Origin of the sequence: Chakrabartyella piscis (assembly GCA_030067835.1) — a bacterium.
Classification (GTDB): Bacteria; Bacillota; Clostridia; order Lachnospirales; family Anaerotignaceae; genus Chakrabartyella; species Chakrabartyella piscis.
This window is the reverse complement of sequence record CP092441.1, coordinates 1671185-1694920: the sequence shown is the minus strand read 5'-3', so window position 1 is coordinate 1694920 and position 23736 is coordinate 1671185. Positions and strand designations below refer to the sequence as shown.

25 protein-coding genes are annotated in these 23736 nt (G+C 37.3%); 9 read left to right on the top strand and 16 right to left on the bottom strand.

Features of this window, described 5'->3' with window-relative positions:
• Positions 1-104: 104 nt before the first annotated feature.
• The 7 genes from MJY40_RS07575 (at position 105) to MJY40_RS07545 (ending at position 5777) form a co-directional block, all read left to right on the top strand.
• On the top strand, positions 105-839 hold the full coding sequence (locus MJY40_RS07575) for a dihydroorotate dehydrogenase electron transfer subunit (protein ID WP_317856381.1): 735 nt from the start codon (positions 105-107) through the stop codon (positions 837-839).
• Positions 833-1756 (top strand): dihydroorotate dehydrogenase, encoded by a 924-nt coding sequence (locus tag MJY40_RS07570; RefSeq protein ID WP_317856380.1) that lies wholly within the window; start codon positions 833-835, stop codon positions 1754-1756. Before MJY40_RS07575 ends, MJY40_RS07570 begins: the two co-directional genes overlap by 7 nt.
• Complete coding sequence (gene pyrF, locus MJY40_RS07565) at positions 1753-2451, top strand: orotidine-5'-phosphate decarboxylase (protein ID WP_317856379.1); 699 nt, start codon at positions 1753-1755, stop codon at positions 2449-2451. The genes MJY40_RS07570 and pyrF overlap by 4 nt, the downstream gene beginning before the upstream one ends.
• Before the next feature lie 31 nt (positions 2452-2482).
• Entirely contained in the window at positions 2483-3118 is a 636-nt protein-coding gene (gene pyrE / locus MJY40_RS07560) for an orotate phosphoribosyltransferase (RefSeq protein WP_317856378.1), read from the top strand.
• On the top strand, positions 3118-4032 hold the full coding sequence (gene pyrB / locus MJY40_RS07555; RefSeq protein ID WP_317856377.1) for an aspartate carbamoyltransferase: 915 nt from the start codon (positions 3118-3120) through the stop codon (positions 4030-4032). Before pyrE ends, pyrB begins: the two co-directional genes overlap by 1 nt.
• Positions 4033-4458: an aspartate carbamoyltransferase regulatory subunit gene (locus MJY40_RS07550; RefSeq protein ID WP_317856376.1), complete on the top strand. Its 426-nt coding sequence runs from the start codon at positions 4033-4035 to the stop codon at positions 4456-4458.
• Positions 4459-4679: 221 nt separating this feature from the next.
• On the top strand, positions 4680-5777 hold the full coding sequence (locus MJY40_RS07545; RefSeq protein WP_317856375.1) for an alanine/ornithine racemase family PLP-dependent enzyme: 1098 nt from the start codon (positions 4680-4682) through the stop codon (positions 5775-5777).
• Between the two features lie 52 nt (positions 5778-5829).
• Here MJY40_RS07545 and bcp read toward each other — a convergent pair whose 3' ends face one another.
• The 5 genes from bcp to ruvA form a co-directional block, all read right to left on the bottom strand.
• Positions 5830-6291 carry a thioredoxin-dependent thiol peroxidase gene (gene bcp / locus MJY40_RS07540; RefSeq protein ID WP_317856374.1) on the bottom strand — a complete coding sequence of 154 codons (462 nt, stop codon included), beginning with the start codon at positions 6289-6291 and terminating at the stop codon, positions 5830-5832.
• Position 6292: 1 nt separating this feature from the next.
• The gene (gene yaaA, locus MJY40_RS07535; RefSeq protein WP_317856373.1) at positions 6293-7036 is read right to left on the bottom strand and encodes a peroxide stress protein YaaA; all 744 of its coding nucleotides are present in this window, start codon (positions 7034-7036) and stop codon (positions 6293-6295) included.
• 103 nt (positions 7037-7139) lie between these two features.
• Entirely contained in the window at positions 7140-7403 is a 264-nt protein-coding gene (locus MJY40_RS07530) for a hypothetical protein (protein ID WP_317856372.1), read from the bottom strand.
• An 8-nt stretch (positions 7404-7411) separates the two neighbouring features.
• The gene (ruvB, locus tag MJY40_RS07525) at positions 7412-8416 is read right to left on the bottom strand and encodes a Holliday junction branch migration DNA helicase RuvB (protein WP_317856371.1); all 1005 of its coding nucleotides are present in this window, start codon (positions 8414-8416) and stop codon (positions 7412-7414) included.
• Between the two features lie 36 nt (positions 8417-8452).
• Positions 8453-9058, bottom strand: a complete 606-nt coding sequence (gene ruvA, locus MJY40_RS07520; RefSeq protein WP_317856370.1) for a Holliday junction branch migration protein RuvA — start codon at positions 9056-9058, stop codon at positions 8453-8455.
• A 596-nt stretch (positions 9059-9654) separates the two neighbouring features.
• On the opposite strand from ruvA, the gene gltB reads away from it, so the two are divergent.
• Positions 9655-14196 carry a glutamate synthase large subunit gene (gene gltB / locus MJY40_RS07515; protein ID WP_317856369.1) on the top strand — a complete coding sequence of 1514 codons (4542 nt, stop codon included), beginning with the start codon at positions 9655-9657 and terminating at the stop codon, positions 14194-14196.
• 13 nt (positions 14197-14209) lie between these two features.
• Positions 14210-15694: a glutamate synthase subunit beta gene (locus tag MJY40_RS07510; RefSeq protein WP_317856368.1), complete on the top strand. Its 1485-nt coding sequence runs from the start codon at positions 14210-14212 to the stop codon at positions 15692-15694.
• Between the two features lie 101 nt (positions 15695-15795).
• On the opposite strand, the gene MJY40_RS07505 is transcribed toward MJY40_RS07510, so the two are convergent.
• The 11 genes from MJY40_RS07505 to MJY40_RS07455 form a co-directional block, all read right to left on the bottom strand.
• Positions 15796-16068, bottom strand: coding sequence for a hypothetical protein (locus MJY40_RS07505; protein WP_317856367.1), 273 nt, complete (start codon positions 16066-16068; stop codon positions 15796-15798).
• Between the two features lie 46 nt (positions 16069-16114).
• The gene (gene recN / locus MJY40_RS07500) at positions 16115-17791 is read right to left on the bottom strand and encodes a DNA repair protein RecN (RefSeq protein ID WP_317856366.1); all 1677 of its coding nucleotides are present in this window, start codon (positions 17789-17791) and stop codon (positions 16115-16117) included.
• A gap of 24 nt (positions 17792-17815) precedes the next feature.
• Positions 17816-18274: an arginine repressor gene (gene argR / locus MJY40_RS07495; protein WP_317856365.1), complete on the bottom strand. Its 459-nt coding sequence runs from the start codon at positions 18272-18274 to the stop codon at positions 17816-17818.
• A 25-nt stretch (positions 18275-18299) separates the two neighbouring features.
• Positions 18300-19151, bottom strand: a complete 852-nt coding sequence (locus MJY40_RS07490; protein WP_317856364.1) for an NAD(+)/NADH kinase — start codon at positions 19149-19151, stop codon at positions 18300-18302.
• 12 nt (positions 19152-19163) lie between these two features.
• The gene (locus MJY40_RS07485) at positions 19164-19973 is read right to left on the bottom strand and encodes a TlyA family RNA methyltransferase (RefSeq protein WP_317856363.1); all 810 of its coding nucleotides are present in this window, start codon (positions 19971-19973) and stop codon (positions 19164-19166) included.
• A 29-nt stretch (positions 19974-20002) separates the two neighbouring features.
• On the bottom strand, positions 20003-20434 hold the full coding sequence (locus MJY40_RS07480; RefSeq protein ID WP_317856362.1) for a divergent PAP2 family protein: 432 nt from the start codon (positions 20432-20434) through the stop codon (positions 20003-20005).
• Between the two features lie 18 nt (positions 20435-20452).
• Positions 20453-21337, bottom strand: a complete 885-nt coding sequence (locus MJY40_RS07475; protein WP_317856361.1) for a polyprenyl synthetase family protein — start codon at positions 21335-21337, stop codon at positions 20453-20455.
• On the bottom strand, positions 21337-21573 hold the full coding sequence (xseB, locus tag MJY40_RS07470; protein WP_317856360.1) for an exodeoxyribonuclease VII small subunit: 237 nt from the start codon (positions 21571-21573) through the stop codon (positions 21337-21339). The genes MJY40_RS07475 and xseB overlap by 1 nt, the downstream gene beginning before the upstream one ends.
• Positions 21560-22783: an exodeoxyribonuclease VII large subunit gene (xseA, locus tag MJY40_RS07465; protein WP_317856359.1), complete on the bottom strand. Its 1224-nt coding sequence runs from the start codon at positions 22781-22783 to the stop codon at positions 21560-21562. The genes xseB and xseA overlap by 14 nt, the downstream gene beginning before the upstream one ends.
• 5 nt (positions 22784-22788) lie before the next feature.
• Positions 22789-23205 carry a transcription antitermination factor NusB gene (gene nusB / locus MJY40_RS07460; RefSeq protein ID WP_317856358.1) on the bottom strand — a complete coding sequence of 139 codons (417 nt, stop codon included), beginning with the start codon at positions 23203-23205 and terminating at the stop codon, positions 22789-22791.
• Positions 23206-23278: 73 nt separating this feature from the next.
• Complete coding sequence (locus MJY40_RS07455) at positions 23279-23641, bottom strand: Asp23/Gls24 family envelope stress response protein (protein ID WP_317856357.1); 363 nt, start codon at positions 23639-23641, stop codon at positions 23279-23281.
• Between the last annotated feature and the right edge of the window lie 95 nt (positions 23642-23736).

The window sequence follows — 23736 nt, the reverse complement described above, 5'->3', positions numbered from 1 at the left end:
TCTGCGACGCTAAATGAAAAAGGATTTTTGGTTTTTTATAGTATATGGGCATGGTAAGCCATGACCGTTATTTTGGAATTACACAATTTTAAAGGAGGAAATTTATGAAACAATCTTGGTTTACCATAGAAGAAAACAAACCATTGACATCATCGGTATATCGCATGGTGCTTTCTGGGGACACTTCTGCAATCACAGCTTCAGGTCAGTTTGTAAACATTAAATTGGATGGATTTTTCTTAAGAAGACCCATTTCTGTCTGTGATTACAACGACAGCACTTTGACAATCCTTTATAAAGTTGTGGGAAAAGGAACAGAGAAAATGGCAACACTTCTACCCGCTGACAAATTGGATATTTTGACAGGTTTGGGGAATGGATACGATACTGCAAAAAGTGGCAATACCCCTGTACTTATTGGTGGTGGTGTTGGTGTTCCACCTATGTTTCGCTTAGCAAAAAACTTAGTTGCAGAAGGTAAATCCCCTATTGTTGTTTTGGGATTCCAAACAGCTGCTGAAGTGTTCTACAAAGAAGAATTTGAAGCACTTGGTGTGGATGTACACATTGCAACTGCTGATGGTAGCGTTGGCGTCAAAGGTTTTGTAACAGATGTGGTAAAAAGTCTTTCTGCCTACACCTACTTCTACACCTGTGGTCCAGAACCAATGCTGAGAGCACTTTCTGACTGTACCACAACCAGTGGTCAACTCAGTTTTGAAGAAAGAATGGGCTGTGGATTTGGTGCTTGTATGGGATGCTCATGCAAAACAAAATATGGAAACAAACGTATCTGCAAAGATGGTCCTGTATTGGAAAAGGAGGAAATCATATGGTAAACAATTTGAATACAAAAGTAACCTTAAGTGGTTTGACCTTGGACAATCCTGTAATTCCTGCAAGTGGTACCTTTGGTTTTGGCTATGAATTTGCAGAACTGTATGATATCAATATTCTTGGTTCTTTCTCTTTCAAAGGAACTACAAGAGAACCTCGTTTTGGCAATGATTTGCCTAGAATTGCAGAATGCACCAGTGGTTTGATCAATTCTGTTGGGTTGCAAAATCCAGGAATTGATAAGGTGATTTCTGAAGAATTGCCCAAAATGCGTCAAGTGTTCCACAAACCAGTCATTGCAAATATCAGTGGTTTTTCCGTAGATGAATATGCGTATTCTTGCGAGAAAATTGATAAGGAAGACCAAGTTGGCATCATTGAGGTGAATGTCAGCTGTCCAAATGTGCATCATGGTGGTATGAGCTTTGGGACCAGTCCAGAAGCAGCTGCAGAAGTGACTAGAGCTGTGAAAGCAGTGACTACAAAGCCGGTTTACATAAAACTTAGCCCAAATGTAGCGGATATTGCATCCATTGCAAAGGCTTGCGAAGATGCTGGTGCTGATGGCATTAGCTTAATCAATACCCTAATGGGTATGCGTATCAACTTAAAAACACAAAAACCAGTGATTGCCAATAAAATGGGTGGTTTCTCTGGTTCTGCTATCTTCCCTGTAGCGGTTCGTATGGTATATCAAGTCTACGAAGCGGTAAACATTCCTGTCATTGGTATGGGTGGAGTTTCTTCTGCGGAAGATGTCATTGAAATGATGCTTGCAGGTGCAACTGCTGTACAAGTTGGTGCTGCAAACTTAATTGATCCATTTGCTTGTAAAAACATCATTGAGGATTTGCCTACAGTGATGCAAAAATATGGTATAACAGATTTGAAAGAGATTATCGGAGGTGCTCACAAATGAACAAAGACGTAATTATTGCATGTGATTTCAACAGCAAAGAGGATTTGATTGCTTTCTTGGACAAATTCCAAGAAGAAAAACCTTTCCTCAAAATTGGCATGGAGCTTTTCTATGCAGAAGGTCCTGCTATTGTGAAGGAAGTCAAAGAACGTGGTCATAAAATCTTCTTGGATTTGAAGCTTCATGACATTCCAAACACAGTAAAAAAAGCAATCTCTGTACTATCTCATTTGGATGTAGATTTGACCAATATCCATGCAGCTGGCACAATCGCTATGATGGAAGCGGCTCTCGAAGGCTTTACAAAAGCTGATGGTACTAGAGGTCAACTCATTGCAGTGACACAACTTACTTCTACAAGTGAAGAACGTATGAAAAGCGATTTGCTCATCGAAGCTGGCTTGGAAGAAACTGTAATGCACTATGCAAAAAATGCAAAAGTTGCAAAACTCGATGGTATTGTTTGCTCTCCATGGGAAGCAAGAAAAGTCAAAGATGTTTGTGGTGAAGATTTCCTTACAATCACACCTGGTGTACGTTTTGCTGATGGTGATGCTGGTGACCAAGTACGTATTGCAACACCAGAAAAAGCTCGTGAATTGGGTTCTGACTATATTGTAGTGGGTAGACCAATCACACAGGCAGCTGATCCAGTTGCTGCTTATAGAAGATGTATGAAAGAATTCTTGGGATAATATTGTCTGAGGTTTATATAAGGAGAAAAATATGAAAAAATTAATTGCAAAAGATTTACTTTCCATTGGTGCTGTATTCCTTCGTCCACAAGATCCTTTTACATGGGCAAGTGGAATCAAAAGTCCTATTTACTGTGACAACCGTTTGACTTTGACTGCTCCAGAAGTACGTAATCACGTAGAAAGTGGCTTAGCAGAATGTATCAAAGAAAACTATGCTGATTGTGAAGTGATTATGGGTACTAGCACAGCAGGTATCGCTCATGCTGCTATCGTAGGTCATCTTTTGGACTTGCCAATGGGTTATGTACGCTCTGGTTCCAAAGACCACGGTAGAAACAACCAAATCGAAGGCAAATTGGAAGCTGGTCAAAAAGTTGTTGTTGTAGAAGACTTGATTTCCACAGGTGGTAGCGTAATCGAAGTTGTAAACGTTTTACGTGAAGCTGGTGCTGAAGTTTTGGGTGTTGTGAGCATCTTCACATATGGTATGCAAAAAGGTTTGGATAGACTTGCTGCTGCAAATATCAAAAACATTAGCCTTTCTGATTTCGATGCAGTTGCAGAAGTTGCTGCTGAAGAAGGCTATATCCAAGATGCTGATATTGCAAAACTCATTGCATTTAGAAACAACCCATCTGATGAAAGCTGGAGGGATGAAAAATAATGCGAAACTTAATTGACATCATTGATTTGACCACAGCTGAAATTGATGAATTGATTACAACTGCAAATGACATTATTGAAAATCCAGTGCAATACCAAGACAAATGTAAATACAAAAAATTGGCAACATTATTCTTTGAACCATCTACAAGAACACGTTTGAGTTTTGAATCTGCAATGTATGAACTCGGTGGCAATGTCCTTGGTTTCTCTGCTGCTGATAGTAGCTCTGCTTCCAAAGGTGAAAGCGTTTCTGATACCATTCGTACCGTTGGTTGCTATGCAGATATCATTGCAATGCGTCATCCAAAAGAAGGTGCTCCAATGGTGGCTTCTATGCACTCCACTGTTCCCATCATCAATGCTGGTGATGGTGGTCATAACCATCCTACACAAACATTGACTGACCTTTTGACCATCAAACGTGAAACAGGTAGATTTGATAACATCACAATTGGTTTTTGTGGTGACTTGAAATTTGGTAGAACGGTACACTCTTTGATTCATGCACTTTCTCGTTATGCAAATGTGCATTTTGTGTTAATTTCACCTGATGAATTGAAATTGCCAGAATACATGATTCACGATTTGCTTGATAAAAAAGGCTTGTCCTACTCTACAACCACAAGTTTGGATGAAGCAATGCCAAATCTTGATATTTTGTATATGACTCGTGTGCAAAAAGAACGTTTCTTCAATGAAGCTGACTACATTCGTTTGAAAGATACCTATATCTTGAACAAAGAAAAACTACGCAATGCAAAAGAATCCCTTTGCATCATGCATCCATTGCCACGTGTCAATGAAATTGCTGTGGAAGTGGACAAAGACCCAAGAGCTTGCTATTTCAAACAAGTTTTGTATGGTAAATTCATACGTATGGCATTGATTTTGAAATTATTGGAGGTGAAGTAAATGAATATTGATTCCATTCATAACGGCTTTGTCATTGACCATATCAAATCTGGTCAAGGTATGGTTATTTATCGTTTGTTGCATTTGGAAGATTTGGACTGCTCCATTGCCATCATCAAAAATGCAGCTAGTAGTAAAATGGGCAAAAAAGACATCATCAAAATTGATGCAAACTTCCATTTGGACTTGGATGTTTTGGGATATATTGACCCAGATATCACCATCAATGTCATCAAAGATGGTCAATTGACAGGAAAACTTCACTTGGAACTTCCTGAACGTTTGACCAATGTGATCACTTGTAGAAATCCACGTTGTATCACTTCTGTGGAACAAGAAATTGACCATATTTTCAAATTAACAGACAAAGAAAATAGAATTTATCGTTGTGTATATTGCGAATCCAAAGCAAAGAAACAAAGATAAGCATACAAAATAAGGTGGCTCTCAACATTGGGAACCACCTTTTTTATAAAATCCTGTTGACATATTCATTTTTTTGAATTTATAATAAAACGTATGTGTAAATATACAATGATTTTGTAATATACTGACTGAAAAGAATTTGTTTCATATTGGTGCTGATGGGTGCCAATGTTTTTATAGATTTTGACACTATCGAAAATAATAGTAAGGAAGGTAGCAAAATGAATACAGAGCAGACTCCATATCCAGCGCTTTTGATCAACAATGAAGCGTTGCTTGCAAATATCAAACAAGTGAAAGATTTATGCCAGAAAAAAGGGATTTCCATAACAGGAATCATAAAAGGATTCAATGGTGATTTGGAAGAAGTGAAACAATATGAGCTTGCAGGTTGTGCACAAATTGGATCTTCTCGTATTGCCCATATCATAGATGCAAAAAAAGCTGGAATTGCAGGGGAATTTATGTTGATTCGCATTCCTATGCTCAGTGAAGTGGATTTATTGGTAGAATGGGCTGATATGAGCTTGAATAGCGAACCAACAGTCATTACAAAAATACAAGAGACTTGTGTTGCACAAAACAAACGTCATGGTGTTGTTTTGATGGCAGATTTAGGTGATTTGCGTGAAGGCTTTTGGAATCCAGAAGAATTGATACAAGAAGCGATTCGCATTGAAACAGAGCTTTCAAATGTTGATTTATTGGGAATTGGTACCAATCTTGGTTGCTATGGTTCCATCAAACCAACCAAAGAAAAAATGGAAGAATTGTGTGCAATTGCAAAGGAAATTGAAGATAAAATTGGTCACAAATTGGAGATTGTTTCAGGTGGAGCTAGCACTTCCTATCCCCTTGTGCTTTCTGGTGACATGCCTAGTGGAATCAATCATTTGCGTATTGGTGAATCCATTACCATCGCTTATGATTTGAAAGAAATTTGGCAATTGGATGATGGTGATTTGCGTAGAGATGTATTCACATTACAAGCGGAAGTCATAGAAGTCAAAGATAAACCAACCCATCCTGTAGGTGAAGTATTTGTGGATTGTTTTGGTGCAAAACCAACTTATGAAGATAGAGGGATTCGCAAACGTGCTGTTTTGGCAGTTGGCAGATTGGATCATGGTGGTGATGATAAGCTCATACCATTGGAAGAAGGCGTTGTGATGGTTGGAAGTAGCAGCGATCATACCATTGTGGATATTGAAGATTGTAACCGTCAATGGAAGGTTGGCGATGTTATGGAATTTGCCCTTACATATGCAGCAGTTATGTATTTGACCAACAGCAAATATGTGCATAAACTTTATATATAAATGAAAAAGAAACCCGTTGGCATACAAATCCAGTGGGTTTCTTGTTTTTTACTTATACTTCTGCTAATTTTGCCAAGATTTCAGCAGCATTGGTATCTGGTTTTACTTTTGGCATTGTATGAGAAATGACACCGTTTTCATCAATGATATAGGTACTTCTCACAACACCCATACTCACTTTACCATATAATTTCTTTTCTTTCCAAACATCATATCCTTGGATTGCAACCAATTCTGTATCAGAAAGCAAAATAAATGGCAACTCAAATTTATCCACAAATTTTTTATGGGATGCAACACTGTCTTTGCTGATGCCAATGACAACCACATCTTGGGATTTGAAAGCATCATAACTTGCTGCAAATGCACATGCTTGCTTGGTGCAACCAGGTGTATTGTCACGTGGATAGAAATACAAAACTACTTTTTTACCAAGAAAATCTGACAAAGAAACTTCTTCACCAAATTGATTGGGTAATGTAAAATCAGGTGCTTTGGAACCTATTTCCAACATATCATTCACTCCTTAAAAATACAAATTGATTTTTCGTTGACAATTCTTCTTGATATTGATATCCTATATTGAATTTTTTGATATCTTCTTTATCTGTGATGTGATTTTCTGCCAAATAACGAACCATTCTACCACGAGCCATTTTACACATAGTCCCCTTTTCAACGATTTTATCACCTACAATTTCGCCAAATACACAGGTAATGAAATCCATTTCTTTTGGCAGATGCTTTTCAATGGTTTTGCTATATTCTTTGGAAGCAAGATTCAAAATAAAATCACCATCCAATGCCAATTCCTTTGCAAGTGCATCATCCCAAAATGCATATAAATCTTTGGTACCAGAAACAGACAATTTTGCTTGCATTTCCAAACGATATGGGGTTACACCATCAAATGGTTTCAAAACTCCATAAAAACCAGATAAAATACGCAAATGGTCATTGAGATAATCAAACTGACTTTCCTCAAATACATTGACACTCATATATTGGTATTGAATGCCTTCATATGCAAAGATAGCTGGTGTTACATTACGTTCCAAATCCATATATCTAAGACGTTCTACGTTTAGTTTTGCAATGGAATCGTTGCATTTCCAAAGCTTTTGTAATTCTTCTGGTGATTTTTCTTGTAAAGCAGATAGAATTTCCTTTGTTTCTTCCAAAAAAGTTGGAGTTGTAACAGAAAAGCCACTATCCACATCCATATTCATTTTTTTAGCTGGTGATAAAATAATTTTCATTGGTTACTCCTTGATGAAATGAGACGGCGGAACGGTCAAGACCATTCCCTACAGATGATACAAATTAGGGGGACTTGTCATTCAGAACCGAAGGTGAAGAATCTTAAAAATCATACCAATATTTTTTAATATCTCCTGCTTCAATGGCATCCATATAAGAATCTGCCATTTCCATAATTTCGCCTTCATCAGAAATTTTCAAGTACAATTGCCCTTTTTCTTCCACAAGACATTTATCTTTGCCATTTCTTCTTTTGATCCAAGCGTGGAATCCAGCTTCCCATTCATCCAATTTATCTTCCATACCTTCATAACAAAGGAGTTCATCCTTTACATTTTCAATCACTTCTTCAATTTTAAGTTTCATAGTTCCTCCTAATTTTCCTTTGGTTCTTTTCCAAAATGATGATATCCAAGTGCAGTCACAATACGACCTCTTGGTGTTCTTTGAATGTATCCCAATTGCAATAAATATGGTTCGTATACATCTTCAATGGTTTCAGATTCTTCACCAATGGATGCTGCTAAGGTATCCAAACCAACCGGCTTACCACCAAATTTATCCATCATGGTCAAAAGCATTTTACGATCGATATAATCCAAACCAACCTTATCCACATCCAATAAATCCAGTGCAAAACGAGCCACTTCAGCAGTGATAATGCCATCATATTTGACTTCTGCAAAATCACGTACACGTTTCAATAAACGGTTTGCAATCCTAGGTGTACCCCTAGAACGTCTGGCAATTTCAATGGCACCTTCTTCTTCAATTTCTACATTTAAAACACCTGCTGAACGTATGATAATGGTGGTCAAATTTGCAATGTCATATGGTTCCAAGCGATGTACCACACCAAAACGATCCCGAAGTGGTGCTGTCAAAAGCCCAATTCTTGTGGTTGCACCCACCAAAGTAAATTTTGGCAAATCCAAACGCACAGATCTGGCACCAGAACCCTTTCCAATCATAATATCTATGGCATAATCCTCCATTGCTGGATATAAAATTTCTTCTATCAAACGATTCAAGCGATGGATTTCATCAATAAATAAGATATCTCCTTCATTCAAACCATTGAGCACTGCTGCCATATCCCCTGCTCGTTCAATGGCTGGACCTGATGTCACCTTCATATTCACACCCATTTCATTGGCTATGATATTGGATAAGGTGGTTTTTCCAAGTCCAGGTGGTCCATATAAAAGCACATGGTCAAGAGCTTCTCCTCTACCCTTTGCAGCTTCAATAAACACACGCAAATTTTCTTTGACGCTTTCTTGTCCTATATAAGTATCCAAGGTATCTGGTCGCAACTTGGGTTCGAATTCTGTATCTTCTTCACGAAATCCTGCTGTTAAAATTCTTCTGTTTTCCACTGATTCACCTTCTTTACTCTATGGTGTCTATTGTTCTCAAAAGGAAATCATCTTTTTGAGTGCAAGTTTCAAAATTTCTTCTGTTGACAATCCTTCTGTGTCTATGGATTGCAATGCTTTTGCAGCTTCACTTCTGCTATATCCAAGAGAAGTCAATGCTTCGATTGCTTCCAGTTTTGCATCATTTCCAAGTTCCATACCATCAGAAATACCTTCTAGTGGCAAAGAAACGGCATCTTCTGTTGTAAATTTATCTTTCAATTCCAAAATGACACGTTGTGCTGTCTTTTTGCCAATGCCAGAAACACTAGAAAGGGTTTTCACATCTGCTGATAGAATTGCCATTACAATTTCTTGTGGTGTAAGTGTTGCCAAGAAAGCCAATGCACCTTTTGGACCAATACCAGATATGCTCAACAATTTCAAAAACATTTCTTTTTCTTCCATTGCAGAAAAGCCAAACAAAGAAATATCATCTTCACGCACACTCATATAGGTAAATAATTTCACTTCATATCCTATTTGTGGCAGCTTTGCCAAGGTATTTGGTGAAAGATAGATTTGGTATCCAATGCCACCAGTTTCTACAATGGCAGATGTTTCTGTTTGGTATGATAAAATACCTTTGATAAATGAAATCATGTAGTATCCTTTCTATTTTTACAAAATATACGTATCCATTCATTATACAGAAATTCATAGAAAAGAGCAAGGTATCAGTAGAAAAAAAGAAACTGTGTTCGTATTTTATATCAAAATATTTGCTTATTTCATATTTTTTTATTTATATTTTTGCAGAATTTTCGATTTTTTCTCCAAAATAGCGAAAACACATTATATACCTGTATAAATGGAATTTACCCCTTATAAAAATACACAATATTTATTGCAATGAAAAATTTTGCACATACAAATTATTAACAATTTTCATAAATTATACGAAATAAACAAGAAAAATGACAAATTTTACAATGGAAACTATTAATAATTTATCAACACGAAAAATGTTTTCAAAACTATTTACAATTCATGAATTTTATGCTATAACTTCTAAAATGGTTAAAACAGCTGGATTTTCAGATGTACTTTTTTCAAAACAAAAAGTGGTTTTTGTCCTTGTACAAAAGACATTTGTAAGTTGCATAATCAATAGAACCAAAAAGAAAATACGTCCCAATCTTGCAACCAACTGCTTGTTCTGTGGCGTTTTGATTCTACATCATAAAGGAGGATTTACCATGAATTACAAAGAAATCGTTGGCAATCAGAGGTTTGGGTTGTATGATCCAAAATATGAGCATGACAATTGCGGTATTGGTGCTGTTGTCAATATCAAAGGTAAAGCAACTCATCAAATTGTAAAAAATGCTTTGCAAATTGTAGAAACTTTGGAACATAGAGCGGGTAAAGATGCAGATGGAAAAACTGGTGACGGTGTTGGTATCTTATTGCAAATTTCACATAAGTTCTTTAAAAAGGAAGCAAAAAAAATCGGTGTGACTTTGGGTGAAAAAAGAGAATACGGAATTGGTATGTTCTTCTTCCCTTCTGATGAATTGAAACGCATCCAATCACAAAAAATGTTTGAAATCATTGTCAAAAAACAAGGTCTCAAATTCTTAGGTTGGAGAACTGTGCCTGTAGAACCAGAAATTTTGGGTCAAAAAGCTGTGGATTGTATGCCTTATATTGCACAAGCGTTCATTGAAAAACCTGTTGATGTTGCAACTGGTTTGGAATTTGATCGTATGCTTTATATTGCAAGAAGAATTTTTGAACACAGCGATGATAGCACATATGTATGTTCTCTTTCCAGTAGAACCATTGTATATAAAGGTATGTTCTTGGTATCTGACTTGCGTTTGTTCTTCCATGACTTGCAAGATTCTGACTATGAATCTGCAATTGCAACAGTACATTCACGTTTCAGTACCAACACAAATCCAAGTTGGGAACGTGCTCATCCAAATCGTTTTATTGTACACAATGGTGAAATCAACACCATCAAAGGTAATGTGGATAAGATGATGTCCCGTGAAGAACGTTTGGAATCTGAAGCATTGTCTGAAGAACTTCATAAAATCTTGCCAGTTGTAGAAAGAGATGGTTCTGACTCTGCACAATTGGATAATACATTGGAATTCTTGGTGATGAGTGGTATGGATTTGCCATTGGCGGTTATGATTACCATTCCAGAACCTTGGGATAACAACAAAGCAATGAGCATTGAGAAAAAAGATTTCTACCACTATTATGCAACTATGATGGAACCTTGGGATGGTCCTGCTTCTATCTTGTTCTCTGATGGTGATTTGTTGGGTGCTGTTTTGGATCGTAACGGTTTGCGTCCATCCAGATACTACATTACAGCTGATGATACATTGATTTTGTCATCTGAAGTTGGTGTTTTGGATACCAAAATTGAAAACGTTGTGAAAAAAGAACGTTTGCATCCTGGTAAAATGCTTTTGGTAGATACTGTCAAAGGTAGAGTTATCGATGATGAAGAATTGAAAGAATCCTATGCAACCAAACATGCTTATGGTCAATGGTTGGATAAAAACCTTGTTCCTTTGAATACACTTCGTATTCCAAATGAACGTGTTTATGAATATAGTGAAGAAGAATTGTTGCGTTTGCAAAAAGCGTTTGGCTACACATATGAAGATGTCAATAAAGGTATTTTGGCTTTGGCATTGACAGGCTCTGAAGAAATCACATCTATGGGTGTGGATACTCCAATTCCTGTTTTGTCTGCACAAAAACAACCTTTGTTCAACTACTTCAAACAAATGTTTGCACAAGTAACCAATCCTCCAATGGATGCGATTCGTGAAGAAATTGTAACCAGCACTACTGTTTATGTTGGTGCAGATAACAATCCTTTGGATACTTCTTTCAAAGATCATCCTATTTTGAAGGTAAACAACCCTATCTTGACCAATTTGGATTTGCTTAAAATCAAAAATATGAAGGTAAAAGGATTCAAAGTACAAACAGTTCCTACTACCTATTATAAAACAATGGCATTGGATAAAGCCATTGACCAATTGTTTGTTATGGTTGATAAAGCATATAAAGATGGCGCTAATATCATCATTCTTTCTGACCGTGGCATTGATGAAAACCATATGGCAATTCCTTCTTTGCTTGCAGTATCTTCTTTGCAACAATATTTGGTTCGTACCAAAAGAAGAACTCTTGTTGCTATGATTTTGGAAAGTGGCGAACCACGTGAAGTGCATCATTTTGCTACACTTCTTGGTTATGGTGCTTCTGCTGTCAATCCATACTTGGCACAAGAAAGCATTCGTTATTTGATTGATGAAAGTTTGTTGGATAAAGACTACTATGCTGCTGTTGACGATTACAACAATGGTATTTTGCATGGTATTGTTAAGATTGCTTCCAAAATGGGTATTTCCACCATTGGTTCCTACCAAGGTTCTCAAATCTTTGAAGCGGTTGGTGTGGATGAAGCTGTTACAGAAAAATACTTCACTGGTACCACAAGTCGTATTGGTGGTATCAATTTGAAAGATATTGAAGAAGAGTTGAAAGAACTGCATACTTCTGCATTCGATCCATTGGATTTGGATATGGATTTGTCTTTGTCTAGCGTTGGTAACCACAAATACATCAGCAATGGTGAAGAACATTTGTATAACCCAATGACCATTAGCTTGTTGCAACGTGCTACACGTGAAAACAACTATTCTATGTTCAAAGAATATACAAAATTGATGAACACAGAAGGAAATATTGGAACCATTCGTGGTTTGTTTGATTTCAACTATGCAGAAAAAGCAATTCCAATTGAAGAAGTGGAATCTGCTGCAAGCATTGTGAAACGATTCAAAACTGGTGCTATGTCCTATGGTTCCATTTCTGGTGAAGCCCATGAAGCGTTGGCAATTGCAATGAATACCATTGGTGGTAAATCCAATAGTGGTGAAGGTGGCGAAAGTTTGGAACGTCTCTACACTGCAAAAGGCGAACAAAATCGTTGTTCTGCCATCAAACAAGTTGCTTCTGGACGCTTTGGTGTTACCAGTGAATATTTGGTTAGTGCAAAGGAATTGCAAATCAAAATGGCACAAGGTGCAAAACCTGGTGAAGGTGGACATCTTCCTGGTGAAAAAGTATATCCTTGGATTGCAGATACAAGACACTCCACAACTGGCGTAACTTTGATTTCTCCTCCACCTCATCATGATATTTATTCCATTGAGGATTTGGCAGAATTGATTTATGATCTCAAAAATGCAAATAGACAATCCAGAATTTCTGTAAAATTGGTTGCAGAAGCTGGTGTTGGTACCATTGCTGCTGGTGTTGCAAAAGCGGGTGCTGAAGTTATCTTGATTTCTGGTTATGATGGCGGTACTGGTGCTGCTCCAATCAGCTCCATCCACAACGCTGGTATTCCTTGGGAATTGGGTCTTGCAGAAACACACCAAACTCTCATTATGAATGACTTGCGTGACAAAGTTGTTATCGAAACAGATGGTAAATTGATGAGTGGTAAAGATGTTGCCATTGCTGCAATGCTTGGTGCTGAAGAATTTGGTTTTGCTACTGCTCCATTGGTTTCTTTGGGTTGTGTCATGATGCGTGTTTGTAACTTGGATACATGCCCTGTAGGTATTGCAACACAAAATCCAGAACTTCGCAAACGTTTCAAAGGTAAACCAGAATATGTCATCAACTTTATGATGTTCATTGCAGAAGAGTTGCGTGAATATATGGCACTTCTTGGTGTTCGCACATTGAGTGAATTGGTTGGACGTTCTGATTTGTTGAAAAAACGTGAAAACATTGTAAATAAAAAAGCAAGAAAAGTGGACTTGGCTCGTATCTTGGATACTACTTTTGCTACAGATAATAAAATTTTCAATCCAGACAAACGTTTCGACTTTGAATTGGATAAAACAGCAGATATTTCTGTTTTGCTTCGTGAATTCAAAAAACAATTGCCTAAAGGGGAACACAAAGAAATTTCCATGCATGTAACAAACTTGGATCGTTCCTTTGGTACCATCTTCGGTTCTGAAATCACAAGACTTCACCAAAACAACTTGGAAGATGATACCTTTGTGGTACATTGTACTGGTTCTGGTGGTCAAAGTTTTGGTGCTTTCATTCCAAAAGGTCTCACTTTGGATTTGACTGGTGAAAGCAATGACTACTTGGGTAAAGGCTTGTCTGGTGGTAAATTGATTGTCACTACACCAAAAGAAGCTAAATTCAACCAAAACGAAAATATCATCATTGGTAACGTTGCATTGTATGGTGCTACAAGCGGTTCTGCTTACATCAATGGTATTGTTGGGGAACGTTTCTGTATCCGTAACTCTGGTGCTACTGCTGTTTGTGAAGGTGTTGGCGATCACGGTTTGGAATATATGACAGGTGGTAAAGTTGCAATTTTGGGTAAAGTTGGTAAAAACTTTGCTGCTGGTATGAGTGGTGGCGTTGCTTATGTTTTGGATGAACATTTCGACTTGTACAAAACTTTGAATAAAGAAATGGTTGCTATGGAAGAAATGACTGGCGATACATCTGAATTGCGTGAATTGATCCAATCTCATGTTGCCCATACAGCTTCTGTGAAAGGTCAAGAAATTTTGGATAACTTTGAAGAATATTTGCCTAAATTCAAGAAAATTATACCAATAAACTATCGTATCATGATGAAACGTATTGCAACATTGCAAGGTAAAGGTCTGAGCAAAAAACAAGCAGAAATCGAAGCGTTTTATATGTCAACCAAAGGATGAGAGGTGAGAAAAAATGGGTAAACCAACAGGATTTATAGAATACAAAAGAGAAGTCAGCACAGACGTTTCTCCTAAAAATAGAATTAAAAACTTTGATGAATTCCATGAACATCTCTCACTTGTAAAACAACAATTACAAGGTGCTAGATGTATGGAATGTGGTGTTTCATTTTGTCAATCAGGGATTCAACTTTCTGGTATGACCACTGGTTGTCCACTTAACAATTTGATTCCAGAATGGAACGATTTGTTGTACAAAGGAAATATGGAAGCGGCATACAAACGTTTGAAGAAAACAAACCCCTTCCCAGAATTCACATCCAGAGTTTGTCCTTCACCTTGTGAAGCTGCTTGTACTTGTGGATACAATGATTCTCCTGTTTCCATCAAAGAAAATGAATATACCATTATTGAATATGCGTACAATGTAGGTTATGCAAAAGTTGCACCACCAAAGGTACGTACCAGTAAAAAAGTTGCAATTGTAGGTGCTGGTCCTTCTGGTTTGGCTGCTGCTGAAAAGCTCAACAAACGTGGTCACAATGTAACTGTATTTGAAAGAAATGATAGAGCTGGTGGTTTGTTGATGTATGGTATTCCAAATATGAAATTGGAAAAACACATCATCGAACGTAAAATCAATATTATGAAAGAAGAAGGCGTAAACTTTGTCTTTGGTGCAAATATTGGTGAAAATATGGCTGGTTCTGATTTGTTGGAACAATTTGATCGTGTTATTTTGACATGTGGTGCTTCCAATCCAAGAGATATCAATGCAATTGGACGTGATGCAACAGGAATCCACTTTGCTGTTGATTTCCTTAAATCTACAACCAAAAGTTTGTTGGATTGCAATTTGAAAGAAGGTACTTTCATCTCTGCAAAAGGCAAGCATGTTTTGGTTATCGGTGGTGGCGATACTGGTAATGACTGTGTGGGTACTTCCATTCGTCATGGTGCAAAATCTGTAACACAATTGGAAATGATGCCAAAACCATCTGAAGAAAGATTGCCATCCAATCCTTGGCCTGAGTGGCCCAAAGTCTTGAAAACAGATTATGGTCAACAAGAATCCATTGCTGTTTTTGGACATGACCCTAGAATTTACCAAACCACCGTCAAAGAATTTGTCAAAGGTGAAAAAGGTGAAGTGAAGGCTGCTACCATTGTCCAATTGGAATGGAAGAAAAATGAAAAAACAGGTGCTATGTCTATGGTTGAAGTTGCTGGCTCTGAACAAACAATTCCTGTGGATTTGGTGCTCATTGCAGCTGGTTTCTTAGGCACACAAAGCTATGTTGCAGATGCATTTGGTTTGAAACTCAATCCAAGAACCAATGTCATCACAAAAGAAAATAGCTTTGCAACAGATATTCCTAATTTGTATGTTGCTGGTGATATGCATAGAGGGCAATCTTTGGTGGTGCATGCCATTAGAGAAGGTAGAGATGTTGCTCGTGAAGTGGATCTCAGTTTGATTGGATATACCAATATTTGATTTTGAGCAATAAAATAAGCGAGAATTTCCAATTTGGAGAATCTCGCTTTTGTGTATTATTTATCAATTTGCAATAAATTATATTTTTTACGATACATATTTTATTTACTTTTGATCAAAGAAATACCATTGGTCAGAATGGAAATAGCAACCAATATCCACAATGCAGTTGACATAGCAGGGACAACATCCAGCAAAGCACTCCAATCTTCTTTGATTACCCAAGTTTTATTTTGAGCATAAAAACTACAAACCGTTAAGGCTGTCAAAGATAGGCTAATGAACCTAAATATATCTGCATTTCTATTTGTCATATAAAACTTCAAATTGAGTCCCAACGCTATAATTGCTCCAACGCCAAAAATAATCCACATAACCGATTCCTCCCTCATTCAATTTGCATTAATACAAGAATTGCAACTATTTATTTTTTCTAAGCGCCATAGCTGCTGCCATAGTTGCATCGGTTATGGTATATCCACCCATCAAACGAGCAATTTCAGATATGGTTGCATCTTCTGTCAATTGTGTTACCTTCGAAATGGTGGTATCTTCTTTTTCTTCTTTTTCTATGAGGTAATGGGCTTCTGCTTTTGCTGCAATCTGTGGCAAGTGTGTGATACAGAGAATTTGACGTTTTTTGCCTATTTCAGACATCTTATCCCCTACTTTACCAGCAGTTCTACCACTGACACCCGTATCAATTTCATCAAAAACAAAGGTTCCAATTTCATCTGCATCCACCAAAACACCTTTGAGTGCCAGCATAATACGACTCATTTCACCACCTGATGCAATTTTAGCCAGTGGTTTCAATGCTTCGCCTGCATTTGTGGAAATCAAAAATTCAATTTTATCTTTACCCAAAGAACCAAAATCTTCTTTTTCTTGGAAGGAAACAGCAAAACGGGCATGTTTCATTTCCATATCTTGTAAAGATGCCATGATTTGATCTTCCATGTTTTTGGCAGTTTCTTTGCGAAGTGCAGTCAATTGAGTGGATAACTTTTCTAACTTGCGTTCTGTTGTTTCCAATTCCATTTGCAGACGCTCTAGTTCTTGTTCGCTACCGGTTAAGTAATTGAGTTCTTTTGTGATTTTTTCATAGAAAGAAAACACAGCTTCTACACTACCGCCATATTTTCGCTTCAATTTATAAATCACTTGCAAACGATTTTCTATTTCTTCCAAGCTTTCTGGATCGTCTTCCAAATTTTGAGAATAGCGTTTCAATTCACGAGAAACATCTTCCAAATCTGCATAAATCCCATTGATACGATTGGTGTATTCAGCCAAATCTTCATCAATACCACTACACTCTTCCAATTTGTGCAAAACAGAACCAAGTGCATCCGAAACAGAAATATTGTGTTCAGAACCATCATACAACAATTCCAAAGATTCACCAACCAAACGAATCAAACGTTCCATATGTGATAATTTCTTTTTGGATTCCAACAATTCTTCTTCTTCATCCATACGTAAATTAGCACTTTCAATTTCATCCTTTTGGTAGCGTAAAATATCCAATTTTTGTTCCATTTGCACATCATCACCCCAAAGGGCATTCAATTCTTTCAAAATTTCTTTTCTTGCTTCATAAGAGGTTTTGTACTCTTGTAATAAACCAATGAAGGTTTCGCCACAATAGCGATCCAAAAGTGAAATGTGTTTTGGCACTTTCAGCAATGATTGATGTTCATGTTGTCCATAAAAATCCACCAAATCGGATGCAATTTCTTTAAGCATACCAACAGAAACCATATTTCCATTGATGCGACAAAGAGATTTACCATTTTCGCTATAGGTTCTGGTGATGAGCAAGCAACCATCATCTTCCAATGCAAGTCCTTTTTCTTCCATAATAGAAAAAAGTTCGGGATTTTCAACAGAAAACATAGCTTCAACTACTGCCATTTTTTCACCACGACGCAAAAAATCCTTTTGTACTCGACCACCCAAAGCAAACTGCAAAGAATCAATCAACATGGATTTACCAGCACCTGTTTCACCAGTCAACACATTTAGCCCTGCACCAAAAGCAATTTGGCTAGCTGCAATCAAAGCAACATTTTGTATATGCAAATGTTCTAGCACAGAAACGCCTCCTATTCTGCAAAATTATTTTGTAGTATGAATGATACGATACAATTTTTCTACAATAACTGCTGCTTGGTTATGGGATCTCACCACACAGAAAACAGTATCATCCCCTGCAATACTACCCAAAATTTCAGTATTTTGCATGTTGTCAATGGCAACACCAACAGCCATACCCATACCTTCCAATGTTTTGATGACAATCATATTTTGCGCATAGTCCATTTTGACCACAGCTTCTCTAAATACACGTGTCAAACGTTCTGTAATTTCTGTATCGCTACCTGTAATCACAGCGTATTTTTGACGTCCTCTTTCCGTAGCGATTTTTGTCAATTTCATTTCACGAATGTCTCTTGAAACAGTGGCTTGTGTCACCACAAATCCTTCTTCACACAGTTTTTGTGCCAATTCATCTTGTGTTTCAATGTCATTGTTTTCGATCAATTCCAAAATCTTTGCATGTCTAGCAATCTTCATCTTCCAATCCTCCTTATGTTTTGTTTTATCTTCCTAATTTTCGTCTCAATATTTCATAAAATCCTTGTGGATTTGTTTTCATAATAATGGTTTGGAAACTGGATTTTTCAATGGTAATCAAAACTTTTCCTTCCAAATCATAATTTTCTTGACCATCAGCACTAATGGTAAATGGTATGTCTTCTTTTGGGTTGATTTCAATGGCAATTTTGTCATCAGCCGAAACCACAATAGAACGACTTGTCAGTGTATGTGCTGCTACAGGTGTAATGGCAATCATCTTAGCATCTGATTTCAAAACGGGTCCACCTGCTGATAGATTATATGCTGTAGAGCCAGTTGGTGTACAAATGATAACGCCATCTGCTCGCAATGTATCCACATATTCGTCATTGACATAGATACGATATTCCAAAATTTTATACATTGCACCACGACTGATACAAATATCGTTTAATGCTAGAATTCCAGTTTTTTTAGCATTATCCAACTCAATGGAAGCATCCAACATCATACGTTTTTCTAAAATATAGGCATCTTCCAACACACAATCAATGGCATATTCTGCATTGCTTTTTTCTTCTGCTGTCAAAAATCCAAGGGTACCCAAATTAATGCCCAAAATTGGCTTTTCAAACTTAGCAACACCTCTACCAACACCAAGCAATGTACCATCACCGCCTAGAGAAATGATAAAGTCTGTTTCGTGATACAATTCCTCAATGGTAGTACCATAGGAGTGATATCCAGTTTCTTCTGCCACATCTTCTGGAATCATAGGGACACAATCCTTATGCAACAGATATTGCAACAAGCGTTTTGTAAGTGTATATGATTTATCTTTTTCACCATTTGGAATCAAACCAACTTTTTTCATAAGACACCTCATTTACAGGCTTTCGTGGGATTGGGTTACAATATCAGCAACCATAACTTCCATTTCTTCTTTGGAATATCCTTCTTTGCCCTTTGTCAAATAAATCAAATATTCAATATTGCCTTCTGGTCCTTTGATTGGAGAATAGCTCAAACCTAAGATGCCCAAGTTTTGTGCAAATGCAAAATCTACAATTTTTTCAATGACTTCTTTGTGGACAGCGATATCTTTGACGACGCCTTTTTTACCAACTTTTTCACGTCCTGCTTCAAATTGTGGTTTGATCAAGCAAACCAACTGACCAAATTCACCCATAACACCAAGAACAGCTGGCATTACCTTTGTCAAGGAAATGAAGGAAACATCGATAGAAGCAAAATCACCAGCATCTGGCACTTGTTCTTCTGTCACATAACGCACATTGGTTTTTTCCAAACAGACAACCCTTGGATCTGTACGCAACTTCCAAGCAAATTGACCATATCCAACATCAATGGAATACACTTTTTTTGCTCCATTTTGCAACATACAATCGGTAAACCCACCTGTAGATGCACCAATATCCAAACAGACGGTATCTTCCAATTGGATTCCAAAAGAGTCAATTGCTTTTTCCAATTTATAGCCACCACGACTTACATATTTCATTTGATTGCCACGTACTTCTAAAGCAACATCCAAAGGAAGTTTTGTACCAGCTTTATCTTCCTTCATACCATTGACATAAACATTCCCTGCCATAATATATGCTTTTGCAAGCTCTCTTGAAGTTACAAGCCCTTGTTGCACCAGAAGTACATCCAATCGTTCTTTATCTGCCATTTTTTCTCCTTATTTTCTATATCAATTCATTACATCAACATACCAACTGTAATTCCCAAAATACCACCAACAAATACTTCAAGTGGCGTATGTCCCAACAATTCTTTTACCTTTTCAACACTTGGTACTTTATGCTCAACAATCAAAATATTGATGATTTCTGCTTGTTTTCCTGCTGCACGCCTAATACCAGCAGCGTCATACATAACGACAAAAGAAGAAATGAGTGCCACCGCAAATAATGGTGAAGCAAACCCATAGTATTTTCCAACATTAAAAGTCATTGCCATAACCAAAGCGGAATGTGAACTTGGCATACCACCAGTTCCTACAATTCTACTGGCATCAAATCTTTTTTCAAGAATCAATGTCAAAACAATTTTTGTTCCTTGTGCAATTGCCCATGCAACAATTGCTGCCCAAAATGGCGTGTTATTGAGTATTTCTTTAAAATCTGACACAACATACTCCTTTCAAGCTCAATAGGTTCTACAAGTCAATTTTTTTGTGAGTTCTTCCAAAAATGCACATTGCACTCCAATTTCTTGCCAAATGGCAATTGCTTCATCAGAAAGTTTGCTTGCAATTTCTTTTGACTTTTGGATACCAAATAAAGTTACATATGTGATTTTTTGATTTTTCTCATCACTACCAATGGGTTTGCCCAAGGTTTCTTGGTCACCTTCTACATCCAAAACATCATCTAAAATTTGGAAAGCAACACCGATTTTGATACCAGCCAAATGGAATTTTTCTGCCAAAGCATCATCAGCACCACCAAGAATTGCACCTGATTTCAAAGCTGCTGCAATCATAGCTGCTGTTTTGTTGATATGGATGAAATCCAAAATTTCTGCATCCATTGGTTTGCCTTCAAAATACACATCCACAACTTGTCCAACCAACATACCGTGGATACCTGCTCCATGTAAAATGGTTTGCATTGCTGCTACAGTTTTTTTACAAGGGTTTGCCAAACAAGCGTTAGACATGATTTCTGCTGCATGATGGAACAAACCATCACCTGCAAGAATTGCCATATTTTCACCAAATACCTTATGATTGGTCAATCTTCCACGTCTATAATCGTCATTGTCCATTGCTGGCAAATCATCATGAATCAAAGAATAGGTGTGAATCATTTCCATTGCACAGGCAAATGGCATTGCTTCTTTTGGGTCACCGCCAAGACATGTGCAAGCTTCTAAAATCATCATTGGTCGCAATCGTTTGCCACCAGCCATCAAACTATAGGACATAGCTTCCATCAAAACAGGTGAAAATGCTTTTTGTTTTGGAATGCTTTCTTCCAATGCAGGTTCGATTTGTTGAATCCAATTGTTCATTTGCAATGAAAAGTCCATTATATTTCCTCCTCTTTTACAAAAGGAGTTTCCTCCCAAAGACCAGCTTCTTTTCTTAGCAGCAAAATTTCACCTTCTGCTACACTTAATTTTTCTTTACAGATTGCAGACAATTGCAACCCTTCTTTGTATAATGCAACGGATTCCTCCAAAGAAATTTCTTCTTGTTCCAAACGATCCACAATTTCTTCCATGCGTTCCATTGCTTCTTCATATGAAATTTTACGTTTCGCCAAAGCAATCCACCACCTTTTTTTGTACTTCTACTTGCAAATGACCATCTGCAATTTGTAATTCTATGGTATCACCCAATTCTACATCTTTTATGGAATGGATGTGTTTTCCTGATTTGGTTGTTGCAAAAGCATAACCTCGTTTCATCACCGATAATGGTGATAACGCTGTCATCTTTTCTTCCAATACACTTTCTTGCGTTGCTTTTTGCTGTAAATGCAACATAACATATTTGGTCATAGCATCTTTCATCTGACCCACTTGCACTTGCATTTGGTTGATATTTTCCAAAGGGCGCTTCATAACAGGTCTTTCTTTGAGATACCAAAGACGTCTTTGAGATTCTTCAAAAATAGCTTGTACTGTACGATCCAAACGCTTTTCCAGATACAACACTTCTTCCAATCTTTGTCCCAAAGGTTCTGTAGCCAATTCTGCTGCTGCACTTGGTGTTGGTGCTCGTAAATCTGACACAAAATCAGCAATTGTGGTATCTGTTTCATGTCCCACAGCAGATATGATAAAGGTTTCTGAAGCAAAAATTGCACGTGCTACCTTTTCTTCGTTGAATGCCCATAAATCTTCAATGGAACCACCACCACGTCCAACAATAATAACGTCTGCTTGCTTCCATTCATTTGCCAATTTCAAGGCTTCTACAATGGACTCACCTGCTTGATTTCCTTGAACAATTGATGGAAAAATTGCAATTTTCACACGTGGATCACGTCTTTTGATGATTTGTATCATATCCTGAACAGCTGCACCTGTTGGTGATGTAACCAATGCTATGGTTTCTACTTTTGTTGGAAAATCACGTTTGAAATCAGAATCAAAGAGTCCTTCTGTCATCAATTTTTGCTTCAATTGATCATATGCCAATTGCAAAGCGCCAATGCCAAGTGGTTCAATCATTTCCACATAAAGCTGGTATTGTCCAGTTTTTTCATACAAAGAAATATGTCCATACAAAATCACATCCATACCATTCTCCACTTCAAATGGCATCAATGCAGCATCCCTTTGGAACATAACGCAACTCAGTGCACCAACAGCATCTTTCAAAGTGAAATACAGGTGTCCTGATGTATGATTTTTGAAATTGGAAATTTCACCCTTGACCAAAAGACTACCCAAAATGAAGTCATTTTCCAAAAGATTTTTGATGTATCTATTGATTTGTCCAACAGAAAATATCTTTGGTTCCACCACAGGAATCACTCCTCAGTATTGATTGCTGCAACTTTGCCCAAAATACCATTGATAAACGCTGGTGCTTCATCGGAACTGAATTTCTTTGCCAACTCAACCGCTTCATTGATGCAAACACCAACAGGAGTTTCGCCACCAAATTTCAATTCATATACAGCCAAACGTAAAATTGCCAAATCCACTTTGGACATACGTTCTGTGTCCCAACCTTTTGCAACAGAACCAATCAATTCATCAATTGCTTCTAGGTTGCTTCTTGTACCTTCTACCTCATCCAAGATGAAATCACGATCATCTTCGTCAACAGGTTCTTCTTGTTCTGCAAAGAAAATTTCTTTGACTTGTTCATACTCTTCGTCCAAATTGAAATCCATTTGGAACAAAAGGAAAAATGCATTCTTTCTTGCTGTTCTACGACTCATTTCATATACCTCCGTTGCATATAAAAGGGCAAAATACCACCCCAAATTGGAGTGGCATTGTATTGTACCATACTTATTCCGCTTCTTCTTTGATCGTTTTTTCTTTCATGATTCCTGATACAGAAACATTGACAACAGACACTTGCATACCTGTCATAGTTTCCATGGAACTTTTTACACTTTTTTGAACTTCTGCTGCAACCACTTGTACTTTAACGCCAAATTTGACAATCAAATCCAAGTCGATTTCCATTTCATCATCTTCTCTTGCAATGCGCACACATTTTGTATATGCTTTTTTGCCTAAAAGCTCTGCAAAGCCTTTTGTAGGGTTGCCACAAACACCTTCTACTTCCAAAGCAGCTGTCACAGCAATTGCTGCAATCACTTCATCAGAAATTTCAATGAAACCTTTACATTCTGTATACTCAGACATATCATAACCTCCTAAATTGTTGAGAATTCTCAATTTGATAAATTTCTATAGCGAATCAGTTACGAATATTTTCTGATTCTTACAATTACCATTAG

Bases quoted from the DNA above. Each gene is read 5' to 3' on its own strand.
- MJY40_RS07575 (WP_317856381.1), top strand. From the start codon at position 105: ATGAAACAATCTTGGTTTACCATAGAAGAAAACAAACCATTGACATCA.
- MJY40_RS07570 (WP_317856380.1), top strand. From the start codon at position 833: ATGGTAAACAATTTGAATACAAAAGTAACCTTAAGTGGTTTGACCTTG.
- pyrF (WP_317856379.1), top strand. From the start codon at position 1,753: ATGAACAAAGACGTAATTATTGCATGTGATTTCAACAGCAAAGAGGAT.
- pyrE (WP_317856378.1), top strand. From the start codon at position 2,483: ATGAAAAAATTAATTGCAAAAGATTTACTTTCCATTGGTGCTGTATTC.
- pyrB (WP_317856377.1), top strand. From the start codon at position 3,118: ATGCGAAACTTAATTGACATCATTGATTTGACCACAGCTGAAATTGAT.
- MJY40_RS07550 (WP_317856376.1), top strand. From the start codon at position 4,033: ATGAATATTGATTCCATTCATAACGGCTTTGTCATTGACCATATCAAA.
- MJY40_RS07545 (WP_317856375.1), top strand. From the start codon at position 4,680: ATGAATACAGAGCAGACTCCATATCCAGCGCTTTTGATCAACAATGAA.
- bcp (WP_317856374.1), bottom strand. From the start codon at position 6,291: ATGTTGGAAATAGGTTCCAAAGCACCTGATTTTACATTACCCAATCAA.
- yaaA (WP_317856373.1), bottom strand. From the start codon at position 7,036: ATGAAAATTATTTTATCACCAGCTAAAAAAATGAATATGGATGTGGAT.
- MJY40_RS07530 (WP_317856372.1), bottom strand. From the start codon at position 7,403: ATGAAACTTAAAATTGAAGAAGTGATTGAAAATGTAAAGGATGAACTC.
- ruvA (WP_317856370.1), bottom strand. From the start codon at position 9,058: ATGATTTCATTTATCAAAGGTATTTTATCATACCAAACAGAAACATCT.
- gltB (WP_317856369.1), top strand. From the start codon at position 9,655: ATGAATTACAAAGAAATCGTTGGCAATCAGAGGTTTGGGTTGTATGAT.
- MJY40_RS07510 (WP_317856368.1), top strand. From the start codon at position 14,210: ATGGGTAAACCAACAGGATTTATAGAATACAAAAGAGAAGTCAGCACA.
- MJY40_RS07505 (WP_317856367.1), bottom strand. From the start codon at position 16,068: ATGTGGATTATTTTTGGCGTTGGAGCAATTATAGCGTTGGGACTCAAT.
- argR (WP_317856365.1), bottom strand. From the start codon at position 18,274: ATGAAGATTGCTAGACATGCAAAGATTTTGGAATTGATCGAAAACAAT.
- MJY40_RS07490 (WP_317856364.1), bottom strand. From the start codon at position 19,151: ATGAAAAAAGTTGGTTTGATTCCAAATGGTGAAAAAGATAAATCATAT.
- MJY40_RS07485 (WP_317856363.1), bottom strand. From the start codon at position 19,973: ATGGCAGATAAAGAACGATTGGATGTACTTCTGGTGCAACAAGGGCTT.
- MJY40_RS07475 (WP_317856361.1), bottom strand. From the start codon at position 21,337: ATGGACTTTTCATTGCAAATGAACAATTGGATTCAACAAATCGAACCT.
- nusB (WP_317856358.1), bottom strand. From the start codon at position 23,205: ATGAGTCGTAGAACAGCAAGAAAGAATGCATTTTTCCTTTTGTTCCAA.
- MJY40_RS07455 (WP_317856357.1), bottom strand. From the start codon at position 23,641: ATGTCTGAGTATACAGAATGTAAAGGTTTCATTGAAATTTCTGATGAA.